The 19,396-nt window shown below is 73.4% G+C and carries 15 protein-coding genes; 8 read left to right on the top strand and 7 right to left on the bottom strand.

The features are described from left to right. The first annotated feature begins 217 nt into the window (after window positions 1–217). Entirely contained in the window at window positions 218–2,572 is a 2,355-nt protein-coding gene (locus K4B79_RS22570; protein WP_232028675.1) for a lipase family protein, read from the top strand. On the opposite strand, the gene K4B79_RS22575 is transcribed toward K4B79_RS22570, so the two are convergent. The 4 genes from K4B79_RS22575 to K4B79_RS22590 form a co-directional block, all read right to left on the bottom strand. Then, entirely contained in the window at window positions 2,542–4,971 is a 2,430-nt protein-coding gene (locus K4B79_RS22575; protein WP_232028676.1) for a right-handed parallel beta-helix repeat-containing protein, read from the bottom strand. The two genes, K4B79_RS22570 and K4B79_RS22575, sit on opposite strands and share 31 nt — an antisense overlap. A 108-nt stretch (window positions 4,972–5,079) precedes the next feature. Beyond that, window positions 5,080–5,685: an Rv1733c family protein gene (locus tag K4B79_RS22580; protein WP_232028677.1), complete on the bottom strand. Its 606-nt coding sequence runs from the start codon at window positions 5,683–5,685 to the stop codon at window positions 5,080–5,082. Window positions 5,686–5,843: 158 nt separating this feature from the next. Beyond that, window positions 5,844–6,671, bottom strand: a complete 828-nt coding sequence (locus K4B79_RS22585; RefSeq protein ID WP_232028678.1) for an MOSC domain-containing protein — start codon at window positions 6,669–6,671, stop codon at window positions 5,844–5,846. 43 nt (window positions 6,672–6,714) lie between these two features. Further along, window positions 6,715–7,161, bottom strand: a complete 447-nt coding sequence (locus K4B79_RS22590; RefSeq protein WP_232028679.1) for a DUF6643 family protein — start codon at window positions 7,159–7,161, stop codon at window positions 6,715–6,717. A 299-nt stretch (window positions 7,162–7,460) separates the two neighbouring features. On the opposite strand from K4B79_RS22590, the gene K4B79_RS22595 reads away from it, so the two are divergent. Continuing rightward, entirely contained in the window at window positions 7,461–8,747 is a 1,287-nt protein-coding gene (locus K4B79_RS22595) for a TerD family protein (RefSeq protein WP_232028899.1), read from the top strand. Between the two features lie 7 nt (window positions 8,748–8,754). On the opposite strand, the gene K4B79_RS22600 is transcribed toward K4B79_RS22595, so the two are convergent. Then, the gene (locus K4B79_RS22600; RefSeq protein WP_232028680.1) at window positions 8,755–9,930 is read right to left on the bottom strand and encodes a glycosyltransferase; all 1,176 of its coding nucleotides are present in this window, start codon (window positions 9,928–9,930) and stop codon (window positions 8,755–8,757) included. A 57-nt stretch (window positions 9,931–9,987) separates the two neighbouring features. Here K4B79_RS22600 and K4B79_RS22605 point away from each other — a divergent pair, with 57 nt between their 5' ends. Both K4B79_RS22605 and K4B79_RS22610 read left to right on the top strand, forming a co-directional pair. Continuing rightward, complete coding sequence (locus K4B79_RS22605) at window positions 9,988–10,776, top strand: glutamate racemase (protein ID WP_232028681.1); 789 nt, start codon at window positions 9,988–9,990, stop codon at window positions 10,774–10,776. A gap of 136 nt (window positions 10,777–10,912) precedes the next feature. Next, window positions 10,913–11,449: a hypothetical protein gene (locus K4B79_RS22610; RefSeq protein WP_232028682.1), complete on the top strand. Its 537-nt coding sequence runs from the start codon at window positions 10,913–10,915 to the stop codon at window positions 11,447–11,449. A gap of 1 nt (window position 11,450) precedes the next feature. Here K4B79_RS22610 and K4B79_RS22615 read toward each other — a convergent pair whose 3' ends face one another. Then, a complete protein-coding gene (locus K4B79_RS22615) occupies window positions 11,451–12,524 on the bottom strand; it encodes an O-antigen ligase family protein (protein WP_232028683.1) in 1,074 nt (357 codons plus the stop codon). A 256-nt stretch (window positions 12,525–12,780) separates the two neighbouring features. Between K4B79_RS22615 and lnt the strand changes: the two genes are divergently transcribed. The 4 genes from lnt (at window position 12,781) to K4B79_RS22635 (ending at window position 17,838) form a co-directional block, all read left to right on the top strand. Continuing rightward, window positions 12,781–14,394, top strand: a complete 1,614-nt coding sequence (gene lnt / locus K4B79_RS22620; RefSeq protein ID WP_232028684.1) for an apolipoprotein N-acyltransferase — start codon at window positions 12,781–12,783, stop codon at window positions 14,392–14,394. Window positions 14,395–14,462: 68 nt separating this feature from the next. Next, window positions 14,463–14,942 (top strand): NUDIX hydrolase, encoded by a 480-nt coding sequence (locus K4B79_RS22625; RefSeq protein ID WP_232028685.1) that lies wholly within the window; start codon window positions 14,463–14,465, stop codon window positions 14,940–14,942. 54 nt (window positions 14,943–14,996) lie between these two features. Beyond that, window positions 14,997–15,797, top strand: coding sequence for a 3-hydroxybutyrate dehydrogenase (locus K4B79_RS22630; protein ID WP_232028686.1), 801 nt, complete (start codon window positions 14,997–14,999; stop codon window positions 15,795–15,797). Window positions 15,798–15,894: 97 nt separating this feature from the next. Then, complete coding sequence (locus tag K4B79_RS22635; RefSeq protein WP_232028687.1) at window positions 15,895–17,838, top strand: helix-turn-helix domain-containing protein; 1,944 nt, start codon at window positions 15,895–15,897, stop codon at window positions 17,836–17,838. A 72-nt stretch (window positions 17,839–17,910) separates the two neighbouring features. On the opposite strand, the gene K4B79_RS22640 is transcribed toward K4B79_RS22635, so the two are convergent. Then, entirely contained in the window at window positions 17,911–19,314 is a 1,404-nt protein-coding gene (locus tag K4B79_RS22640) for an MFS transporter (RefSeq protein WP_232028688.1), read from the bottom strand. Window positions 19,315–19,396: the final 82 nt, after the last annotated feature.

The following is a 19,396-nucleotide window of genomic DNA, read 5'->3' on the forward strand; positions in this document are numbered from 1 at the left end:
TACCCGGTGCGCGGACGTCCCATCCTCGCACGCGGTGTCGCACGTCGCGTCACCGACCACCCCGACGCGCGCATGTCATCCCGGTGGACGCCGGGGCCCGTGTTGTCGCACGGATCGGGGAGATTCCGTGACGAGAGGTGCACACAGCGCGCCGAACGGCGATCCTTGTGCCCGCACGGACAGATGCCGACGGCACGTCACGGGGGAAGTGCGAACAGTGGAACGCGCGCAGGAACGCGCCGCGACCAACGGGGCCAAGAGCTCCGTTCCGCGGTCCGAGGAAGCCGGAACCGCCCTGGAACTCCTGGTCCACGGCGTGGGCGGAACGACACCCGAGCGCATGCTCGACGATCCGCGCACCGTGCGGATCACCGGCGACGACACGGCGGCCGTCTTCCGGCGCGCCGACGACGCCGACGCCGAGTCCAGGCCGGAGGAGTACCGGGGCACGGCGGTGCGCGAGGCCTATGTGTGGTGCAACCTCACCTCCGGCAACGGCAGCCGCGCGCTGTGGCTGTTGCTGCTGCCCTTCATGGTGGTCAACCTCGCGCACTGGATGCGCCCCACCACCAAGGGCCGCCGGAAGACCGTACGGCTGTACGGCCTGCTGGTGCGGCTGACCGGACTCACCCTGACGGTGCTGCTCGTGGCCGGCTGCTGCGAGGTGGCCCTCGATCTGGCCGCCTGGCAGTGCGCGGGCACCCGGCCCTGCGCCGAGCGGCACTCCTGGCTGGGCTTCCTGTCACCGGTGGTCTCGAACGACGGCTGGTGGAGTGCGCCCGGCCGCCGTCTCGCCCTCGCCGCGCTGGTCCCGGCCGCGCTCACCGGCCTGCTCTGGTATCTGTCGCAGCGCACCTGGAGCGCCTACGAGTCCCAGCAGCCGATGTCCCGCGCCACCGAGCCCGACGAGGAGAGCGGCCGCACCGCGCTGGGCAGGCCCGGCTTCTGGTACGGCCGCCGGCTGGTGGCCCGGCTGCGCGCCGCCCACACCGCCGCCGGTCTGCTGACCACCGCCGCCGCCGTCGGCACCTCGGCGGCACGCTTCGACCACCGCTCCGGCGGACCGGCCCTGCTCGACCTCCTGGGACGGCTGCTGGAGGCCTCCCTGGTCGCCGGCGCGGCCGCGGTCGTGTGGGTGGTCTGCCGCCGGGGCCGAAGCGAGCACCGCCTCGACCGCGAGCTCGACGCCCATCTCGTACGACGGCTGCCGCTGGCCGCCCTGGCCCTGCTCCTGCTCACCGCCGTGTACGCCGCCTGGGACCGCCCGGGCTGGGAATCGGCGGGCCGGCTGCCCGGTGACATGACCTTCGGGACCATCACCCTCCTCCAGGGCCTGCTGGTGATCGCGCTCGGCGCGGTCGCCCACGTGCTGCACCGCACCCACCCCGACCCGCGCGCGGCGATGCGCGGCCTGGCCGGGCCCGCCGTGGCGATGCTGGCCTGCGCCCTGGGCGGGGTGATGTCCGGCGGTGTCTCCCAGCGGGTCTCCGACTGGCTGGACGGCACCGGCACCGACATCCCCGGCCCGCCGGTCCTGCTGACCTGGCAGGCCTCCGTGATCCCGCCGCTGCTGCTGGTGCTGCTGGTGCTCTGTGCCTGGCTGGGCCGGCGCACCTGGCTCCTGCGCCGCGCGGAGATGGCCTCGGTGGACGGGGACTACCCGGACGGGGCGAAGGACGCCACCCGCACCCGGCTCATCGCCCGCGCCCGCGCGATGGCCACCCTCACCGACCGCGCCCCCCTGCTGATCGCGGTCGTCTCCACCGCCACCCTGCTGCTGGGCGCCGCGGCCCTGGTGGGCGCGATGACCACCGGACGGACACCCGGTCGTGCCGCCCACGGCACCTACGCCGTCGTCCAGGGCGCCGCGGACACCGCGCAGGCCCTGGGCTCCTGGCTGATCGGCTTCGGCTTCGTCCTCCTCGTCACCTGGGGCCGCCGCGCCTACACGGACCCCTCCGCCCGGCGCACCATCGGCATCCTGTGGGACGTCGGCACCTTCTGGCCCCGCGCCGCCCACCCCTTCGCGCCGCCCTGCTACGCCGAGCGCGCCGTCCCCGACCTGACCTGGCGGATGGCGACCTGGACCCGCGCCACCGGCGGACGGCTGGTGATCTCCGGCCACTCCCAGGGCAGCGTCCTGGCCGCCGCCGCGGCCTGGCAGCTGGAGCCGGCCGTCCGCAAACGCGTCGCCCTGCTGACCTACGGCTCCCCGCTGGAGCGCCTCTACGGCCGCTGGTTCCCGGCCCACTTCGGGCCGGGCGCGCTGAGCGCCCTGCACCACGACGTGGACTGCTGGCGCAATCTGCACCGGCCCACCGACCCCATCGGCGGCCCGGTCCGGCTGACCGGCGCGTGCGGCCCAGAGGTGGACCGCGACGCCCTGAAGGACCCCCTGGCCTACGGCCGCACCGAGGACCACCCGCTGCCCGCGCCGATCCTCGGCCACTCCGACTACCAGGAGGACCCCGCGTTCGCGCAGGAACGCCGACGCCTGCTGGACCGGCTCAGGCCCGAGGCGCCGGCCCCCGTGCCGCGGCCTCAGGGCGAGTCGGGCAGGTCCTCGGCGTAGAGCAGCGTCAGGTCGTCCGTGCTGGGGTCGGCGACCTGCGCGACCCGGCTGGCGTGCCGCTCGACCATGGCCTCGAAGGTCTGGCGGGCGGTACGGCCGTTGCCGAAGGCGGGACCCTTGGGGAGCTGCGTGAAGTACTTCAGCAGGGCCTCCGAGGCGCCCGGCGCCAGCCGGTACTCGTGCTCCTCGGCCTGCTGCTCCACGATCCTCAGCAGCTCCTCGGAGCCGTAGTCGCTGAAGGTGATGGTCCGTGAGAAACGGGAGGCGACACCCGGGTTGACCGAGAGGAACCGCTCCATCTCGGCCGTGTAGCCCGCGACGATCACCACGACCGCGTCCCGGTGGTCCTCCATCAGCTTCACCAGGGTGTCGATGGCCTCCTTGCCGAAGTCCCGGCCCGAGTCCTCCGGGGACAGCGCGTACGCCTCGTCGATGAACAGCACCCCGCCGCGCGCCTTGTCGAAGGCCTCCTGGGTGCGGATCGCCGTGGACCCGATGTGCTCGCCGACCAGGTCGACCCGGGACACCTCGACGAGATGACCCTTCTCCAGCACCCCGAGGGAGGCGAGGATCTCGCCGTAGAGACGGGCGACCGTGGTCTTGCCGGTGCCGGGGGAGCCCGTGAAGACCAGGTGCCGCTTGACCGAGGCGGCCTTCAGACCCGCCTGCTGGCGGCGCCGGCCCACCTCGATCATGTCGGTCAGGGCCCGCACCTCGCGCTTGACGCTGTCCAGCCCCACCAGGGCGTCCAGCTCACCGAGCACGTCCTTCGAGGTCCGCACGGGCTTCTCGGGCTCGGCGGGGGAAGCCGGCGGCTCGGGCTCGCTGGTGCGCTGACCGGGGATGGAGCCCAAAAGGCCGGGGGACGACGGCACCGTCTGCACGGCGGTCTCCGGGGCGGCGGGCGACCTCAGGCCCGCGCTCTCGTCGCTGGAGCAGTCCTCCACCACGGGGCCCCCGCCGGACGCGCCGTCCTCGGCGAACTCGTACCCGCCGCGCGCGCACCGCTCCGTCCGGCACTTGCGCAGCGTCGAACGGCAGCCGTCCAGGACATGGAAGCCGTAGCCGCCGCTGCCCGTCACCCGGCAGTTCAGGAAGCTGCCCCGGCCGCCCGCGGAGACGTAGAAGCCCGCTTCGGCGGGGGAGTCGACCGTGCAGCGCTCTATCGTCGGGTCGGCGCCCTTGGTGACGATCACACCGGTCTGGGTGGCGTCCAGGGTGCAGTTGTTCAGGGTTCCGCCGCTGCCGTGGTCACGGAACCAGGCGCCCGTCGCCGCGTCCCGGATACGGCAGTCGTCCAGCTGCGCGGTGGCGCCGTCGCTGACCGAGACGGCCGTGTTGCGGACCTGGGAGAGGTCGCTGTCGACGACGTCCGCGCGGGAGCCGCGGTCGAGCACGAACAGGGCGTCCGGCACGTCGTGCACCCGGCAGGAGTCCAGCACGGCGGTGGCGCCGTCGCTGACCCAGACGGCCGGGTAGTCGCCGGTGCTGTCGAAGATCTCGCACTGGTTGGCGTCCACCCGGGTGCCCGGGTCCCACACCGACAGGCCGTTGCGCCCGAACTGACGCACGGTCGTCCGGGTCAGCGTGAGGACGGAGCGGGACCGCAGGTCGACCGCGTTCTCCGGGATGTCGTGGATCCGGCAGTCCGCCAGGGTCAGCACCGCGTCCGTGTCGAGCGTGACACCGTCGGCGGTCGTGCGGTGCACATCGCAGTCGGTGAGGTGCGCGGTGGCCCGCCCGGTCACCTGGACGCCGCTGCCGCGGACCTCGTAGACCTCACAACCCACCGCCTCCAGCGCGGAGTTCTCGCCGGTCACCGACAGGCCCACGCCCGAGGTGTGGTGCACCCGGCAGCGCTCCAGGCGGGGATGCGCGCCGCCGCGGACCGCGACACCGGCCTGGCCGGCGGCGAGGACCTCGCACTCCTCGAACACCCCGCCCCCGCCGTCGAGTACGGCGATGCCGATGCCGGCCGGGTTGTCGACGGAGCAGCGCCGCACGGTGGGCCGCGCGCCGTCGCGCACCTCGATGCCGGCCGCGGACCGGGTGACGATCCGCAGGTCCGTCAGCTCCGGGGTGCCCTCCTCGACGAGCAGGGCGGGCGCCGCCGCGTCCTGCCCCTCGACGTGCAGGTCCTGCACCACGGCCGAGGCCCGCACGGTCAGCGGCACCCCGTCCAGGGGCGCGATCCGCACCGATCCGGGCGAGCCCTCGGGGCCGCGCAGGGTCACCGCCCGCTGGACGACGAGGTTCTCCCGGTAGGTGCCGGGGGCGACGGTGAGGACGTCGCCCTCGGCCGCGGCCTCCAGGGCGGCGGCGAGCGATGCGTACTCACCCGTGCGGCGCCGCCACCGCGATGTACCGGTGTGCGTCACCTGGACCGTGCCCTGTGCCATGGCGTTGATGTGCCCCCACCTCGTGATACGCGGGTCGATACCGAATGCGTTCGGCCGGTCCACCGTAGCGTGCGCGCAGGTGGTGGGTTGACCAGAGCCGGAAGGCCGTCAGCTGCCGGTGCCGGTCCTGCCCCAGTCCGGGCCCGCCCGGTCCCAGGCCCGGTCCCAACGGGCGTACCGGCGACGGACCATGCGCCACACCGCCAGGCGTCTGCAGCCCTCCACGACACCCGCCGTGAGCAGCGCCGCGCCGAAGCCGGCGAGGACGGCGTGGGTGGTCGCCGTGGCGGAGTCCAGTGGCCGGGCCACCAGTTGGCCGTGCGGGTCGGTCCAGAGCCTGAAGTGGTCGCCGGGGCGCGGATTCTGGAGAGCGGCCAGGACCGTGCCGTGGTGGGAGGTGCCGTCCGGCGCGGTCCAGTCGGCGACGACCCGGCTGCGCAGGTCCCGGCCGGAGGAGGTCTCGGGGTCGGCGTCCAGCGGCGAGCGGTCCAGCTTGCGGACCACGGTGGCCGTCACCTCGTGTCTGATCTCGCGCTGCTCGCGCACGGACCGCTGGAGCGCGTCCTGGGCGACGCCGCCGACGAGGGCGCCGGCCACCGGCCCGGCGACCAGGATCAACAGCAGCGCCGCCAGTGCCGTCCAGGCTTCGAGCAGATCGGTCCCACGGCGCAGCGGGTTGTGCCGCCAGCGCCAGAGTCCACTGATTGCCCGCACCGTCCCGCACCCCCTTCCCGCTCCGTGATAACCCCCGTCGCCGCCGTTCACGCGCCGACCCGGCCAAAGAGAGAGCGAAATCACCAGTGCCGGGACCGCGTATGAACGTCTCGTCCACAGGCCCAACGCCCGGGCCCCGGGGACGGGTTCCCTCGGGCTCAGCCGAGGACGGTGACCGGGTCGCCGACCCGGATCGTGCCGCGGGACTCGGGCACCAGGTTCTGGCCGAAGACGAGCTTCCCGCCGAGCCTGCGGTGCCGTCCGAGGGTGAACAGGGGTTCCTTGCCGCGTTCGGTGGTGTCCTGGTCGGTCGTCGTCACCACGCACCGGCCGCACGTCTTGGCGACCCGGAAGGAGACCTCGCCGATGGCGACACGCGTCCAGTCGTCCTCCGCCCAGGCGGTGGTGCCCGAGACCACGACGTTCGGCCGGAAGCGGTTCATGGGCAGGGGGCCCTCCTGCGCGTGAGTGCCCTGGGAGATCAGCGAGTTGAGGGCGTCGAGGGAGGCCGTGGTGGTGAGCAGCAGGGGGTAGCCGTCGGCGAAGGAGACCGTCTCACCGGGCCGTGCGTACTCCGGGTCGACCGGGCGGCGGGTGGCCGGGGCGTCCATGTACACCAGGCGCACGTCGGCGCCGAGATACGTGCTGCACCAGGCGTGCGCGGCCGCGTCGTCGGCGGGCACCGCCTCGACCTTGTCACGGAAGATCTCCACCGGGACCGCGACGGACCGCTCCGGGACGGACACGGTCAACGGCGCCATACCGGGCGCGGACAGCCGAACACCGCCGCCGGGCAGCAGCTCGGCGGCGGCCGTCGCGAGGCGCGGCTGCTGGCGTTGTGTGACGACCTTTCCCCCGTCGTCGATCAGCACCCAACGCCTGTCTCCGGCCAGCCCCCAGGGCTCCACGGCGGCCTCCCGGGGCGCCAGGCCCCGGAACGCCTTGACCGGATGAACGTGAATCGATCGCAGCAGCGCATTCCCCATGAGGCCATCGTGCCAGGTGGCACGGACAGCCCGGGGGCGGGCGTCAGTAGCCGCGGTACTGCTGCTGGTTGTTGTACTGGTCCTGATAGGGAGCCGGCGTCGGCCGGGGCGCGGCGGGGCGCATGGCCTCGTAGCCGGTGCCCATGCCCATACCGGGACCGGCCGGTCGCGGCTGCTGCGGCTGCTGACCCGGGTAACCGCGCGGTGCGGCGGCCTGCTGCGGGATGTACGCCGCGGGCGCCTGCTGCAGCGGTGCGGGCTGCTGCGCCTGCGGATAGCCGTAGGAGGGCTGGGACGGGCCCGCCGGAAGGGCGGGGAGTGCCGACGGCAGCGCGGGCAGATAGCTGCGCGGCGTGTCGTACTCGGCGGGGACCCGGATCGGAGCGATCTGCGGGGTCCCCCGCTCGGCCACGAGCCTGTCGTAGATCGGAGTGTCCGGGAAGGAGGCGGAGTAGTAGCCGCCGCCATAAGTGGAGCGGGGGGAGGTCATGGCACATAAGTTAAGCCCACGATGTGCTGGTTGGGGAGACCGATAAGAGGGTTGTTTTCCGTGTCGGCAGTGACGTGGGATCCCCAATGCGAGCGAACTCGGCAAAAAGGGGCGGCGCGGTGGCTTGACCGTGTGTAAAAGCCGAGTTCCTGGCGGGTTACCGGGGGTTGGCGGACCGTCTTCCTGTACGACGCATGGGAGTTCGCTGTGCCGGAGAATAGGTTGGCCGGGTAGACAAGCCGACGGGACGGCCGGGGCGAGACCTGGCGCGCGGACACGTGAGGGGGACAGGCATGTCGATGCCCAAGGGATCCAACGCTCCGGTACCCACGACGGCGCTGCGCGTCGAACTGGGCTGGCGTTCCGGACCGGGGGTGCCCGACGCGGACGCCTCGGCGTTGCTGCTGGTGGGCGGCAAGGTCCGTTCGGACCGGGACTTCGTCTTCTACAACCAGCCGGCGCACTCCTCCGGCGCGGTCCGGCACGAGGGCAAACGGCACGAGGGCGGCCGGGTGACCGACACCCTGCTCGTCGATCTCGCGCGCGTGGAACCCGCGGTCGAGACCGTGGTGCTGGCCGCCTCCTGCGACGGGGGCACGTTTGCGGCGGTGCCCGATCTTTACATCGAGGTGCGGGATGCCGGTCGGGGAACGGCCATCACCCGTTTCGAGAGCAACGGAGCAACCGTAGAAACCGCTTTCGTATTGGGTGAGTTCTATAGGCGGCAGGGCGCGTGGAAATTCCGCGCGGTGGGACAGGGCTACGGCAGCGGGCTCGAAGGGCTCGCCACCGACTTCGGTATTTCGGTCGACGAGCCACAGCAGACCGCCCCCGCACCCGCGGCCACTCCCGTCTCCCCGGCCACTCCCGTCTCCCCGGCCACTCCCGTCTCCCCGGCCACCGCTCCGCCGCCCCCGCCGCCGGCTCCCCCCGCCGCCGCTCCGGTCCGCCTCAGCAAGGTCACGCTCACCAAGGCGGCCCCCTCCGTCTCCCTGGCCAAGCAGGGCGGCACCTCGGGCGCGCTGCACGTGAACCTCAACTGGGAGGTGCACAACAAGCAGGTCTCGGGCTGGGGCGCCAGGCTCGGCCGGGCCATCGCCGCGCACGCCGGCCTCGACCTGGACCTGTGCGCCCTGTACGAACTGGCCGACGGCAGCAAGGGGGTCGTCCAGGCCCTCGGCAACGCCTTCGGCGACCTGCGCCGGCCGCCGTACATCCACCTCGACGGCGACGACCGCACGGGCGCCGTCAGCAGCGGCGAGAACCTCACCGTCAACCTCGACCACACACGGGACTTCCGGCGCATCCTCGTCTTCGTCACCATCTACGAAGGCGCCCGGTCCTTCGCCGACCTGCACGCCACGGTCACCCTCCGGCCGCAGCACGGCGCCGCGATCGACTTCTCCCTCGACGAGTGCACGGTCCCCTCGACGGTGTGCGCGCTCGCCCTGATCACCAACACCGGCGACGACCTCGTCGTCCAGCGCGAGGCCCGCTACCTGGTACCGGACCGCGGGGTGAGCCCGCAGCGCACGGTCGACCACGCCTACGGGTGGGGCATGAACTGGACCCCCGGCCGGAAGTGACCGCTACTCAGCCCTCGTCCCCGACGGCGTCCGGACGGCTGTAGGTGCGGCCCTTCCAGGCCGCGCCGCGCCCCCGGTAGTGCTGCACCGCGGAGTCGACCGTCATGAGGAGATAGAGGAACGCGGTGAACGGCAGCAGGGGAGCGAGCCACACCGGCTGCCGGTAGTAGCGGAGCATCGGCAGATACGTCCCGGCCATCACCAGCCACGCGAGCCCACCGGCGAGGGCGGCCGGCGCGCTGCCCGTCACCGGCCCCAGGACCACGGCCGCCGGCGGCACCAGATAGACCAGCACCAGCCCGGCCACCGTGCCGAGCAGCAGCAGCGGGTTGTGCCGCAGTTGCGCGTAGGCGCTGCGCGACACCATCCGCCACAGATCGTGCAGCCGCGGATATGGGCGCACGCTGTCCACGCGCTCCGCCAGCCCCAGCCAGATGTGCCCGCCGCCGCCCTTGACGGCGCGGGCGAGCGCCACGTCGTCGATGACGGCGTGCCGGATGGCGTCCGGGATCCGCGCCCGCTCGGCCGTGGAGGCCCGCAGCAGCACACAGCCCCCCGCCGCGGCCGCCGTCCGGCCCCCCTTCCTGCCGATCCGGCGGAACGGGTACAGCTGGGCGAAGAAGTAGACGAAGGCGGGCACCACGAGCCGCTCCCACAGGCTCTCCACCCGCAGCCGGGCCATCTGGGAGACGACGTCGAAGCCGCCGGTGTCGGCCGCCGCGACCAACCGCCGCAGGCTGTCCGGGGCGTGGGCGATGTCGGCGTCCGTCAGCAGCAGATACTCGGGCCCACGCGCGCGTGCCAGGCCGATGCCGTGACGCACCGCCCACAGCTTGCCGGTCCAGCCCGCGGGCGGCTCCCCCGGGGAGCCCACGGTCAACGGCAGCCCGCCGTGACGGTCCGCCAGCTCCCGCGCCAGTTCGCCGGTGCCGTCCGTACTGCCGTCGTCGACCAGGAAGACCTCCGCCGGACCCGGATAGTCCTGGGCGAGCAGCGACGGCAGGCTCGTCGGGAGCACCGCGGCCTCGTCACGGGCCGGTACGACGACGGCGACCGACGGCCACCGCCGAGGCTCCCTCCCGGGCGGCAGCCTGACGTCCGTACGCCAGAAGAAGCCCTGGCCGAGCAGTAGCCACAACCAGGCGACGAGTGATCCGAAGGCGGTCCACGCGAGGGCGCTCACGCGCGCAGTCTGCCCCACGCGAGCGGCCCGCAGCGGCACATCGTCTATCGTGGCCGGGTGAAGATCGCGCTCATGGACTCCGGAATCGGTCTGCTGGCGGCCACCGCCGCGGTACGGCGTCTACGACCGGACGCAGATCTCGTGCTCTCCCTCGACCCCGACGGCATGCCCTGGGGTCCGCGCACCCCCGAGGACCTCACCCGGCGTGCCGTGGCCGTCGCCGAGGCCGCCGCAGCGCATCGGCCCGCCGCCCTGATCGTCGGCTGCAACACCGCCACCGTGCACGCGTTGCCCGCACTGCGCGCCCGCCTCGAACCCGGCATCCCGGTCATCGGCACGGTCCCCGCGATCAAGCCGGCCGCGGCCGGCGGCGGCCCGTTCGCGATCTGGGCGACCCCCGCCACCACGGGCAGCCCCTACCAGCGCGATCTCATCGAGCGGTTCGCCGACGGCGTCACCGTCACCGAGGTGCCCTGCCACGGGCTCGCCCAGGCCGTCGAGCACGCGGACGAGGCGGCCATCGACGCCGCCGTCGCGGCGGCCGCGGCGCTCACCCCCGACGACGTGACGACCGTCGTCCTGGGCTGCACCCACTACGAACTGGTCTCCGAGCGCATCCGCGCCGCCGTGCAGCGCCCCGGCTCCCCGCCGCTCGTCCTGCACGGCTCCGCCGGAGCGGTCGCGGCCCAGTCCCTGCGCCGGATCGGCGAGCTGCCCGCCCCGCAGGCGAGCGCCGACGGGACCCTGACGGTGCTGCTGAGCGGTCGCGAGGGGACCGCCCTGCCCGAGGCCGCCCTGGCCTACGAGGAGGGGCGCCTCCTCAAGGAGATCAGTCCCGCCCGGTGACCGACGGCACACGCGCGCGTTCCCGCCCGCCTGAGCACGGTGGCAGCGGACGCCCGGCGTTCCCGGTGCCCCGCCCGGCGCAGTCACCCTCCGCAACGACCTACCCCCGCAGCGAAACCTGAGTAGTCTCGTAGGCATGAGGGACCACCCCCACGGCGACACCACGCCGCACCCCGAGGTCTGGCACGGCCGCGCCTCCAACCGGTTCCAGTGGCTGCTGGCACTGGGCGGAGCCGCCTTCCTGGCGCTCGGCATCGAGCTGGCCGTCGACTCGGCCTGGACGTCCGGCGTCGCACCGCTCGCGATGTCCGTCGTCGGCTGCATCGCCGCGGGTCTGCTGGTCCTCTTCGGCACGCTCGCCTTCGTGCACGTGGCGATGAAGGTCGACCGGGAGTGCCTGGAGGTGCGCTGCGGCCACATCGGCCTGCCGCGCCGTCGCATCCCGCTCAACCACGTCGCCGGCGCGGACTTCGCCCCCCTCGTCACGCCCCGCCACTGGGGCGGTTGGGGCTACCGCTGGCGCCCCGAGAAGGGCACCGCGGTCGTCGTACGACGAGGTGAGGGTGTCGTGCTGCGGCTGTGGGACGGCCACACGTTCACCATCACCGTGGACGACGCCGAATCGGCCGTCCGGGTCATCAGGGACCGGCTGCGGTCGGGCGCCACGCACTGACTCACCGGACCGCCCCGTCGCCGCCGCGGCGTGCGTCCGGCGCGTGACGCGGTGAGCCGTCGACCAGGGGCCGCGCGGTGGCCAGGCCCGCCAGGAGTCCCGCGCCCGCCGAGACCGTGGTGAAGCTCAGCGCGTTGCCCACGCAGGCGATCGCCGCCAGCGCCGTCAGGGCCGCGCCCGCGGTGAGAGCCACCGGCGTCGGGCGCCGAGTGCGCCACAAGGCGTACAGGACCCAGCAGAAGGCCGCCGCCAGCAGGGCCACGCCGACGATCCCCTGCTCCGCCGCCTGCTGAAGCGGCGCCGAATGGGGCTTGCCGTCGGAGATCAGCGTGCGGGTCGCGGTCCCGCTGAGCTCGCCGAAGCGCCCCGGGCCCACCCCCAGGGCCGCGTCCGAGCGGGCCATGCGCAGGGCGTCGTGCCACAGGTCGACGCGGTGCTGGGTCAGCTGGCCCTCCAGGGGCACCGCGAGCCCGCTCGGCACCGCGTTGCCGGCCACCGCCCAGGTCAGCCCGGTCGTCACGGCCACGGCCAGGGCCAGCCCGGCGAGGGCCGGACCGCGGTGGCGCATCCGGCCCGCGGCGAGCGAGCACAGCAGCACCGCGACACAGGCGACGAACCCGCCGACCGAACCGAGCGCGGCCGCGGTCACCGCGACCCCGGCGGCCAGTACACGCAGGGCCAGCCGCACGGCCGGGGCCTCGGCGGCCCAGGCGGCACAGCACGCGGCACCGGTGGACAGGGTCAGCAGCGCGGCGCTGGCCCCGGCGTGCCCGAGCGGAGTGAAGATCTCCGGTCCCGGGGAGAGCCGCGGCAGCCCCACCGTCAGACCGACACCGGCCAGCGCGCCGGCACAGGGCGCGGCGACCGGCAGCAGGGCGCCGCCGATCCGCCCGGTGGCATAACCGGCCGCCACGGCCAGGACCGCGAGCAGCACCCCCTCCGGGCGACCGCCGTGCACCGCCGCCGTGATCAGCGACCAGGTGGCACACGCGCCGAGGATCACCACCCCCGCCGCGTCCGCTCCGTCGCGTCTGTCGTCGTCGGACGTCGGCTCCTGGCCGGCCGCCGACGTCATCCCTGTGGAACCCACCGCGCCCCCCGCACCCCGGTCGCCCCCGACCCGTACAGGTCCCGGTCGCGCCGGGCGTTACCGGCCCGTACGACAGAGACTGGGCCACACCGTAACCGCTGATGGCCGGTTTGTGGACGAGTTGGACCGAGTTGCGCAGGAACGATGCTGCTCGTGCGGTCCCGCGCGGCGGCCCGGGGTGGGGGAGGGCCGGGCCGGACCGCGCTGTCGGGCCCGGGAGCGGCCGCCGTACACTCCCACCGTGACCGTCACCGCAACCTCCGTGGACGAGTCGGACCAGGTAACGCCCCCGACCGGCGCCCCCGCAACGCTCGGGGCGCGGCTCCTGCGACTCGTTCCGGCCGCCTCCGCCGCCCTCTTCGGAGTGCTGCTCTACGTCAGCTTCCCGCCGCGCACCCTGTGGTGGCTGGCCGTGCCCGCCTTCGCCGGTTTCGGCTGGGTGCTGCGCGGCCGTGGCTGGAAGGCGGGCCTGGGGCTCGGCTACCTCTTCGGCCTGGGCTTCCTGCTGCCGCTGCTGGTGTGGACCGGCGTGGAGGTGGGCCCCGGCCCCTGGCTGGCGCTGGTGGCGATCGAGGCGATCTTCGTCGCGCTGGTCGGCGCGGGCGTCGCCGCGGTGTCGAAACTGCCCGGCTGGCCGGTGTGGGCGGCCGCGGTCTGGATCGCCGGAGAGGCGGCACGCGCGCGCGTGCCGTTCAGCGGCTTCCCCTGGGGCAAGATCGCCTTCGGGCAGGCGGACGGCGTCTTCCTCCCCCTCGCCGCCGTGGGCGGCACCCCGGTCCTCGGCTTCGCGGTCGTCCTGTGCGGCTTCGGCCTGTACGAGGTCGTGCGGCTGCTCCTGGAGCGGCGGCGCACCCGGGTCGTCCGGCGGTCCGCCGCGGCCGTCGCGCTGCTGAGCGTGGCCGTCCCGGTCGTCGGCGCGGTGGCCGCCCGACCGCTGGTGAGCGACAAGGCCGAGGACGGCACCGTGACCGTCGCGGCCATCCAGGGCAACGTGCCCCGCGCGGGCCTGGACTTCAACGCCCAGCGCCGGGCCGTGCTCGACTACCACGTGCGCGAGACCGAACGGCTGGCCGCCGAGGTCAAGGCGGGCAAGGTCGCCCAGCCCGACTTCGTGCTGTGGCCGGAGAACTCCTCCGACGTCGACCCCTTCGCCAACCCCGACGCGGCCGCCGTCATCGACCGGGCGGCCAAGGCGATCGGCGTGCCGATCTCGGTGGGCGGTGTCGTCGAGCGCGACGGCAAGCTCTACAACGAGCAGATCCTGTGGGACCCGGTCAAGGGACCGACCGACACCTACGACAAGCGCCAGATCCAGCCGTTCGGCGAGTACCTCCCGCTGCGCTCCCTCATCGGGGCGATCAACAGCGAGTGGACCTCCATGGTCCGCCAGGACTTCAGCCGGGGCACCAAGCCGGGCGTGTTCACCATGGACGGCGCCAAGGTCGGCCTGGTCACCTGCTACGAGGCCGCCTTCGACTGGGCCGTGCGCTCCGAGGTCACCGACGGCGCTCAGATGATCTCCGTGCCCAGCAACAACGCGACCTTCGACCGCAGCGAGATGACCTACCAGCAGCTCGCCATGTCCAGGGTGCGCGCCGTCGAGCACAGCCGGACCGTCACCGTCCCGGTGACCAGCGGCGTCAGCGCGATCATCATGCCGGACGGGCGGATCACGCAGAGGACGGGCATGTTCGTGGCCGACTCGCTGGTGCAGAAGGTGCCCCTGCGGTCCTCGCAGACGCCCGCCACCCGGCTGGGCGTCCTGCCGGAGATCGCCCTCGTCCTGGTCGCCGCGGGCGGACTGGGCTGGGCGATCGGCGCCGGTGTGCGCCGCCGTCGCGCCGGTGACGTGTAGCCGTACGCCCGTCGCGCACCCTGCGAAGATCACCGGGGCCGTGAGAGCGGCCCGTTAGGGTCGGGGTCATGGCTACTCCTGACTTCATCCGCACCCTCCGGACCTCCATCGGCAACGACCTGTTGTGGCTGCCCGGTGTCAGCGCCGTCGTCCTCGACGACGAGGGCCGCGTGCTGCTCAACCGCCGCTCCGACACCCGCAAGTGGTCGCTGATCGGCGGCATCCCGGAGCCCGGCGAGCAGCCGGCGGTCTGTGCCGTGCGGGAGGTCGAGGAGGAGACGGGGGTGCACTGTGTCGTGGAGCGGGTCCTCGTCGTCCAGGCGCTGAAGCCGGTCACGTACGAGAACGGCGACATGTGCCAGTACATGGACATCGGGTTCCGTTGCCGGGCCGTCGGCGGCGAGGCGCGGGTCAACGACGACGAGTCGCTGGACGTGGGCTGGTTCGCGGTGGACGCGCTGCCCGAGCTGAACGAGTTCGCACACCAGCGGATCAAGCAGGCCCTCGCCGACGAACCCACATGGTTCGACACTACGAGTTCCGAGTGAAGTATGGGTCGTGACCATATGGGTCGGGAGGCGGGCGCTGTCTAGGGTCGAGGCATGACCGCTCGCAGCGCCCTGCCGGGCCCCCACACCCCCACGCTCGACCTCGGCGGCCGCACCGCCCTCGTCACCGGCGCCGCCGGCGGCATCGGGCGCGCCTGCGCGCTCCGGCTCGCGGCCGCCGGAGCCAAGGTCAGAGCGGTGGACCGGGACGCCGCCGGCCTCGACGCGCTCGCCGAGGAAGCGCGCGGCCTGGCGGGTGCCCTCGCCCCCCACGCCCTCGATCTCACCGACCTGGACGCCGCCGAACTCGCCGCCGCGGGCACCGACGTCCTCGTCAACAACGCCGGACTCCAACTGGTGCGCCCCATCGAGGAGTTCCCGCCCGACGTCTTCCACACCGTGCTCACGGTGATGCTGGAGGCCCCGTTCCGGCTGATGCGCGGCGCCCTGCCCCACATGTACGGACAGGGGTGGGGGCGCATCGTGAACATCTCCTCCGTCCACGGCCTGCGCGCCTCGCCCTTCAAGTCGGCCTACGTGGCCGCCAAGCACGGTCTGGAGGGGCTGTCCAAGACGGCCGCTCTCGAAGGCGCCCCCCACGGGGTCACCTCGAACTGTGTGAACCCCGCCTATGTGCGCACCCCACTGGTCGAGCGGCAGATCGCCGACCAGGCCCGCGCACACGGGATCCCCGAGGAACGCGTGCTGTCCGAGGTGCTGCTGCGCGACAGCGCCGTCAAACGGCTGATCGAACCGGAGGAGGTCGCCGAGGCCGTCGCGTATCTGTGCGGCCCGCAGGCGTCCTTCATGACCGGCACCTCGCTCGTCCTCGACGGTGGCTGGACCGCGCACTGAGCGGCACGGCCCCGGTGGTGGACGGGGTGACGCCGCCGGCCCGCGGAGTTTTCCACAGGCCCGACGGGGCGGGCCGGAGATGGTGAATCCTGTGGGCATGTCCAGCGATCACGTGCAGTCCGCCGAGCACTCCGCCGCCGCCCTGGCGTCGCAGGGGAGTGCCGAGGCGCCGTTCCTCGAACTGCTGGCCCGGGGCGCGTCCGCCGACGCCTATGAGCAGCCGGTGTTGCTCGCCCGCGCCGAGGGCCGGCCGGCCGAGCGGATCGTCGCGCTCGAGAAGGCCAAGCTGCTCGCGCTGCGCGTCCGCTCGGACATGGAGGGACGGCGCCGCCGGGAGGCTGAGCTGTCGGCGCTCTTCGAGACCGCCCACGACCTGGCCGGGCTGCGCGATCTGGACGCGGTGCTGCGGGCGATCGTGCAGCGCGCCCGTTCCCTGCTCGGCACGGATGTGGCCTACCTCAGCCTGAACGACCCGGTCCGGGGCGACACCTACATGCGGGTCACCGAGGGCTCGGTCGCGGCCCGCTTCCAGCAGCTGCGGCTCGGCATGGGGGAGGGCCTCGGCGGCCTCGTCGCGCAGACCGCCCGGCCCTATGTCACTGACGACTACTTCGCCGACGACCGCTTCCAGCACACCCGCACCATCGACGCGGGCGTGCGGGACGAGGGCCTGGTCGCCATCCTCGGCGTGCCGCTGACCCTGGGGCACCACGTGATCGGGGTGCTGTTCGCCGCGGACCGGCGTGCCCGGGTCTTCGAGCGCGAGCAGATCGCCCTGCTCGGCTCCTTCGCCGCACTGGCCGCGGCCGCCATCGACACCGCGAACCTGCTCACCGAGACCCGGGCCGCGCTCACCGAACTGGAGCGGGCCAACGAGATCATCCAGGACCGCAGCGGGGTCATCGAGCGGGCCTCGGACGTCCACGACCGCCTCGCCGAACTCGTCCTGCGCGGCGGCGGGGTGCACGACGTGGCCGCCGCGGTGGCCGAAGTCCTGGACGGCACGGTCGAGTTCACCGACGCGGCCGCCACACCCGCCGAGGCCCTGGAGACCTCCCGCGCCGAAGGACACGCGGTGCGGCACGGGGACGACTGGATCGCCGCCGTCGCCGCGGGCGGCGAACTCCTCGGCGCGCTCGTCCTGCACGGCCATCCCGGACTCGACCCCGTCGACCAGCGCACCCTGGAGCGTGCCGCCATGGTCACCTCCCTGCTGCTGCTCGCCCGCCGCTCGGCGGCGGAGGCCGAACAACGCGTCCGCGGCGAACTCCTCGACGACCTGCTCGACGCCCGCGACCGCGACCCGCGCCTGTTGCGCGAGCGCGCCGCCCGGCTGCACGCCGACCTCGACGCCACCCATGCCGTCCTGGCCGCCCGCCTGGACTCCACCGCGGCCGACGCCGACCAGGAGGCCGCCGCCAGGCGCCGGCTGTGGTCCGCCGCGTCCCATCTGGCCGCCACCCGGCGCGGACTGGCCGCCGCCCGCGACGGCGGCACCGTCCTGCTGCTGCCCCTGGAGGCCGGCGACACCGCGACCGACCTGGCCAGACGCACCGCCCGGCAGCTGGGCGGCGCCGTGCACGAGCCGGTCACCGTGGGCGCCTCCGCCCCCGTGCGGGACCTCGCCGCCCACCCGGACACCGTCACCGCCGCCTACGAGGAGGGCCGACGGTGCCTGGACGCCCTGCGCCTGCTCGGCCGCGCCGGTGACGGCGCCGCCGCCGAGGACTTCGGCTTCCTGGGCCTGCTCCTGGCCGGGGACCGGGACATCGCCGGTTTCGTCGAGCGCACGATCGGCCAGGTCGTCGCGTATGACGAGCGGCGCGGCACCGACCTGGTGCGCACCCTCGACGCGTACTTCGCGTGCGGGATGAGCCCCGTCCGTACCAAGGACGATCTGCATGTCCATGTGAACACCGTCGCGCAACGGCTGGAGCGCGTCGGGCGGCTCCTCGGCGACGACTGGCAGAGCCCCGGGCGGGCTCTGGAGATCCAACTCGCCCTGCGGCTGCATCGGTTGTCCGCGCCGGTACGCCGCTGACCCCCGTACGCGGCATCGTACGGGGGCCGGTCGACCGATGCAGCCGCAGGGCGTCACCGGTCGTGCGGGGTGTCAGGGAGTGCGGGCCTCGGCGTCGGCGGGCCGGACCGTCGTGGGCCCCGTGCCGGGATCGGCACCGGTGGCGGAGTCGACCTCGGCCAGGTCCCGGTGGCGGGTCTCCTTGGCCACCCCGACGGCGACGACGGTCAGGACGGCCGCGCCGATGACGTAGAGCGCGATGGGCGTGGAGCTTCCGTAGTCGGACAGCAGGGCGGTGGCGATGAGCGGTGCGGGGGCGCCGGCCGCGACCGAGGCGAACTGCGCTCCTATGGAGGCGCCGGAGTAGCGCATCCGGGTCGCGAACATCTCGGAGAAGAAGGCGGCCTGGGGCGCGTACATCGCGCCGTGCAGGACCAGGCCCACGGTCACCGCGAGGATCAGGTTGCCGAAGCCGCCGGTGTCGATGAGCGAGAAGAACGGGAACATCCACAGGCCGACACCGACCGCGCCCAGCAGATACACCGGACGGCGCCCGATCCGGTCCGACAGCGCGCCCCAGCCCGGGATGACGGCGAAGTGCACCGCCGACGCGATGAGCACCGAGTTGAGCGCGGTCTGCTTGGAGACACCGGCCGAGGTGGTGGCGTAGACGAGGATGAACGCGGTGATGACGTAGTAGCTGATGTTCTCCGCCATGCGCGCGCCCATCGCCACCAGGACGTCCCGCCAGTGGTGCTTCAGCACCGCGACCAGCGGCAGCTTCTCCACCTCTCCCGTCCGCTCCGCCTTGCGGGCCTCGGCCTGCGCCAACGCCTGCTTGAAGACGGGTGATTCATCGACGGAGAGACGAATCCACAAACCGACGATCACCAGGACGCCGGAGAGCAGGAACGGGATCCGCCAGCCCCAGCTGCCGAACGCGCTGTCGGAGAGCACGGCGGTCAGCAGGGACAGCACACCGGTCGCGAGGAGCTGCCCCGCCGGTGCCCCGGTCTGCGGCCACGAGGCCCAGAACCCGCGCCGCCGCGCGTCCCCGTGCTCGGACACCAGCAGCACCGCGCCGCCCCACTCGCCGCCGAGCGCGAAGCCCTGCACCAGGCGCAGCACCGTCAGCAGCACGGGAGCCGCGGTCCCGATCGTCGCGTGCGTGGGCAGCAGCCCGATCGCGAAGGTCGCCCCGCCCATCAGCAGCAGGCTCAGCACCAGCAGCTTCTTGCGTCCGAGCCGGTCGCCGTAGTGCCCGAAGACGAGGGCGCCCAGCGGACGCGCGGCGAATCCGACGGCGTAGGTCAGGAACGACAGGAGCGTGCCCACCAGGGGATCGGAGTCGGGGAAGAACAGCTTGTTGAAGACGAGGGCGGCGGCGGATCCGTAGAGGAAGAAGTCGTACCAGTCGATCGTTGTTCCTATGAAGCTCGCTGCTACAACTTTCCGCATCTGACGGAGGGTTGGAGCGGGCGCTGCGGGTGCGGTCATATCGGTCACTTCCGGGCGGGGACGAGGGTGCTTTGGGTGCTGCACAGGCTAGGAACTGCTGCAGCGTCGCCCCATGTGGTGT

It is taken from the genome of Streptomyces lincolnensis (genome assembly GCF_021173675.1).
In the GTDB taxonomy this organism is placed as follows: domain Bacteria; phylum Actinomycetota; class Actinomycetes; order Streptomycetales; family Streptomycetaceae; genus Streptomyces; species Streptomyces lincolnensis_B.

Excerpts from the sequence above, each read along its gene's own strand:
- K4B79_RS22610 (WP_232028682.1), top strand. The coding sequence starts at position 10,913 with ATGAGGGACCACCCCCACGGCGACACCACGCCGCACCCCGAGGTCTGG.
- K4B79_RS22630 (WP_232028686.1), top strand. The coding sequence starts at position 14,997 with ATGACCGCTCGCAGCGCCCTGCCGGGCCCCCACACCCCCACGCTCGAC.
- K4B79_RS22595 (WP_232028899.1), top strand. The coding sequence starts at position 7,461 with ATGCCCAAGGGATCCAACGCTCCGGTACCCACGACGGCGCTGCGCGTC.
- K4B79_RS22590 (WP_232028679.1), bottom strand. The coding sequence starts at position 7,161 with ATGACCTCCCCCCGCTCCACTTATGGCGGCGGCTACTACTCCGCCTCC.
- K4B79_RS22575 (WP_232028676.1), bottom strand. The coding sequence starts at position 4,971 with ATGGCACAGGGCACGGTCCAGGTGACGCACACCGGTACATCGCGGTGG.
- K4B79_RS22625 (WP_232028685.1), top strand. The coding sequence starts at position 14,463 with ATGGCTACTCCTGACTTCATCCGCACCCTCCGGACCTCCATCGGCAAC.
- K4B79_RS22635 (WP_232028687.1), top strand. The coding sequence starts at position 15,895 with ATGTCCAGCGATCACGTGCAGTCCGCCGAGCACTCCGCCGCCGCCCTG.
- K4B79_RS22585 (WP_232028678.1), bottom strand. The coding sequence starts at position 6,671 with ATGGGGAATGCGCTGCTGCGATCGATTCACGTTCATCCGGTCAAGGCG.
- K4B79_RS22615 (WP_232028683.1), bottom strand. The coding sequence starts at position 12,524 with ATGACGTCGGCGGCCGGCCAGGAGCCGACGTCCGACGACGACAGACGC.
- K4B79_RS22640 (WP_232028688.1), bottom strand. The coding sequence starts at position 19,314 with ATGACCGCACCCGCAGCGCCCGCTCCAACCCTCCGTCAGATGCGGAAA.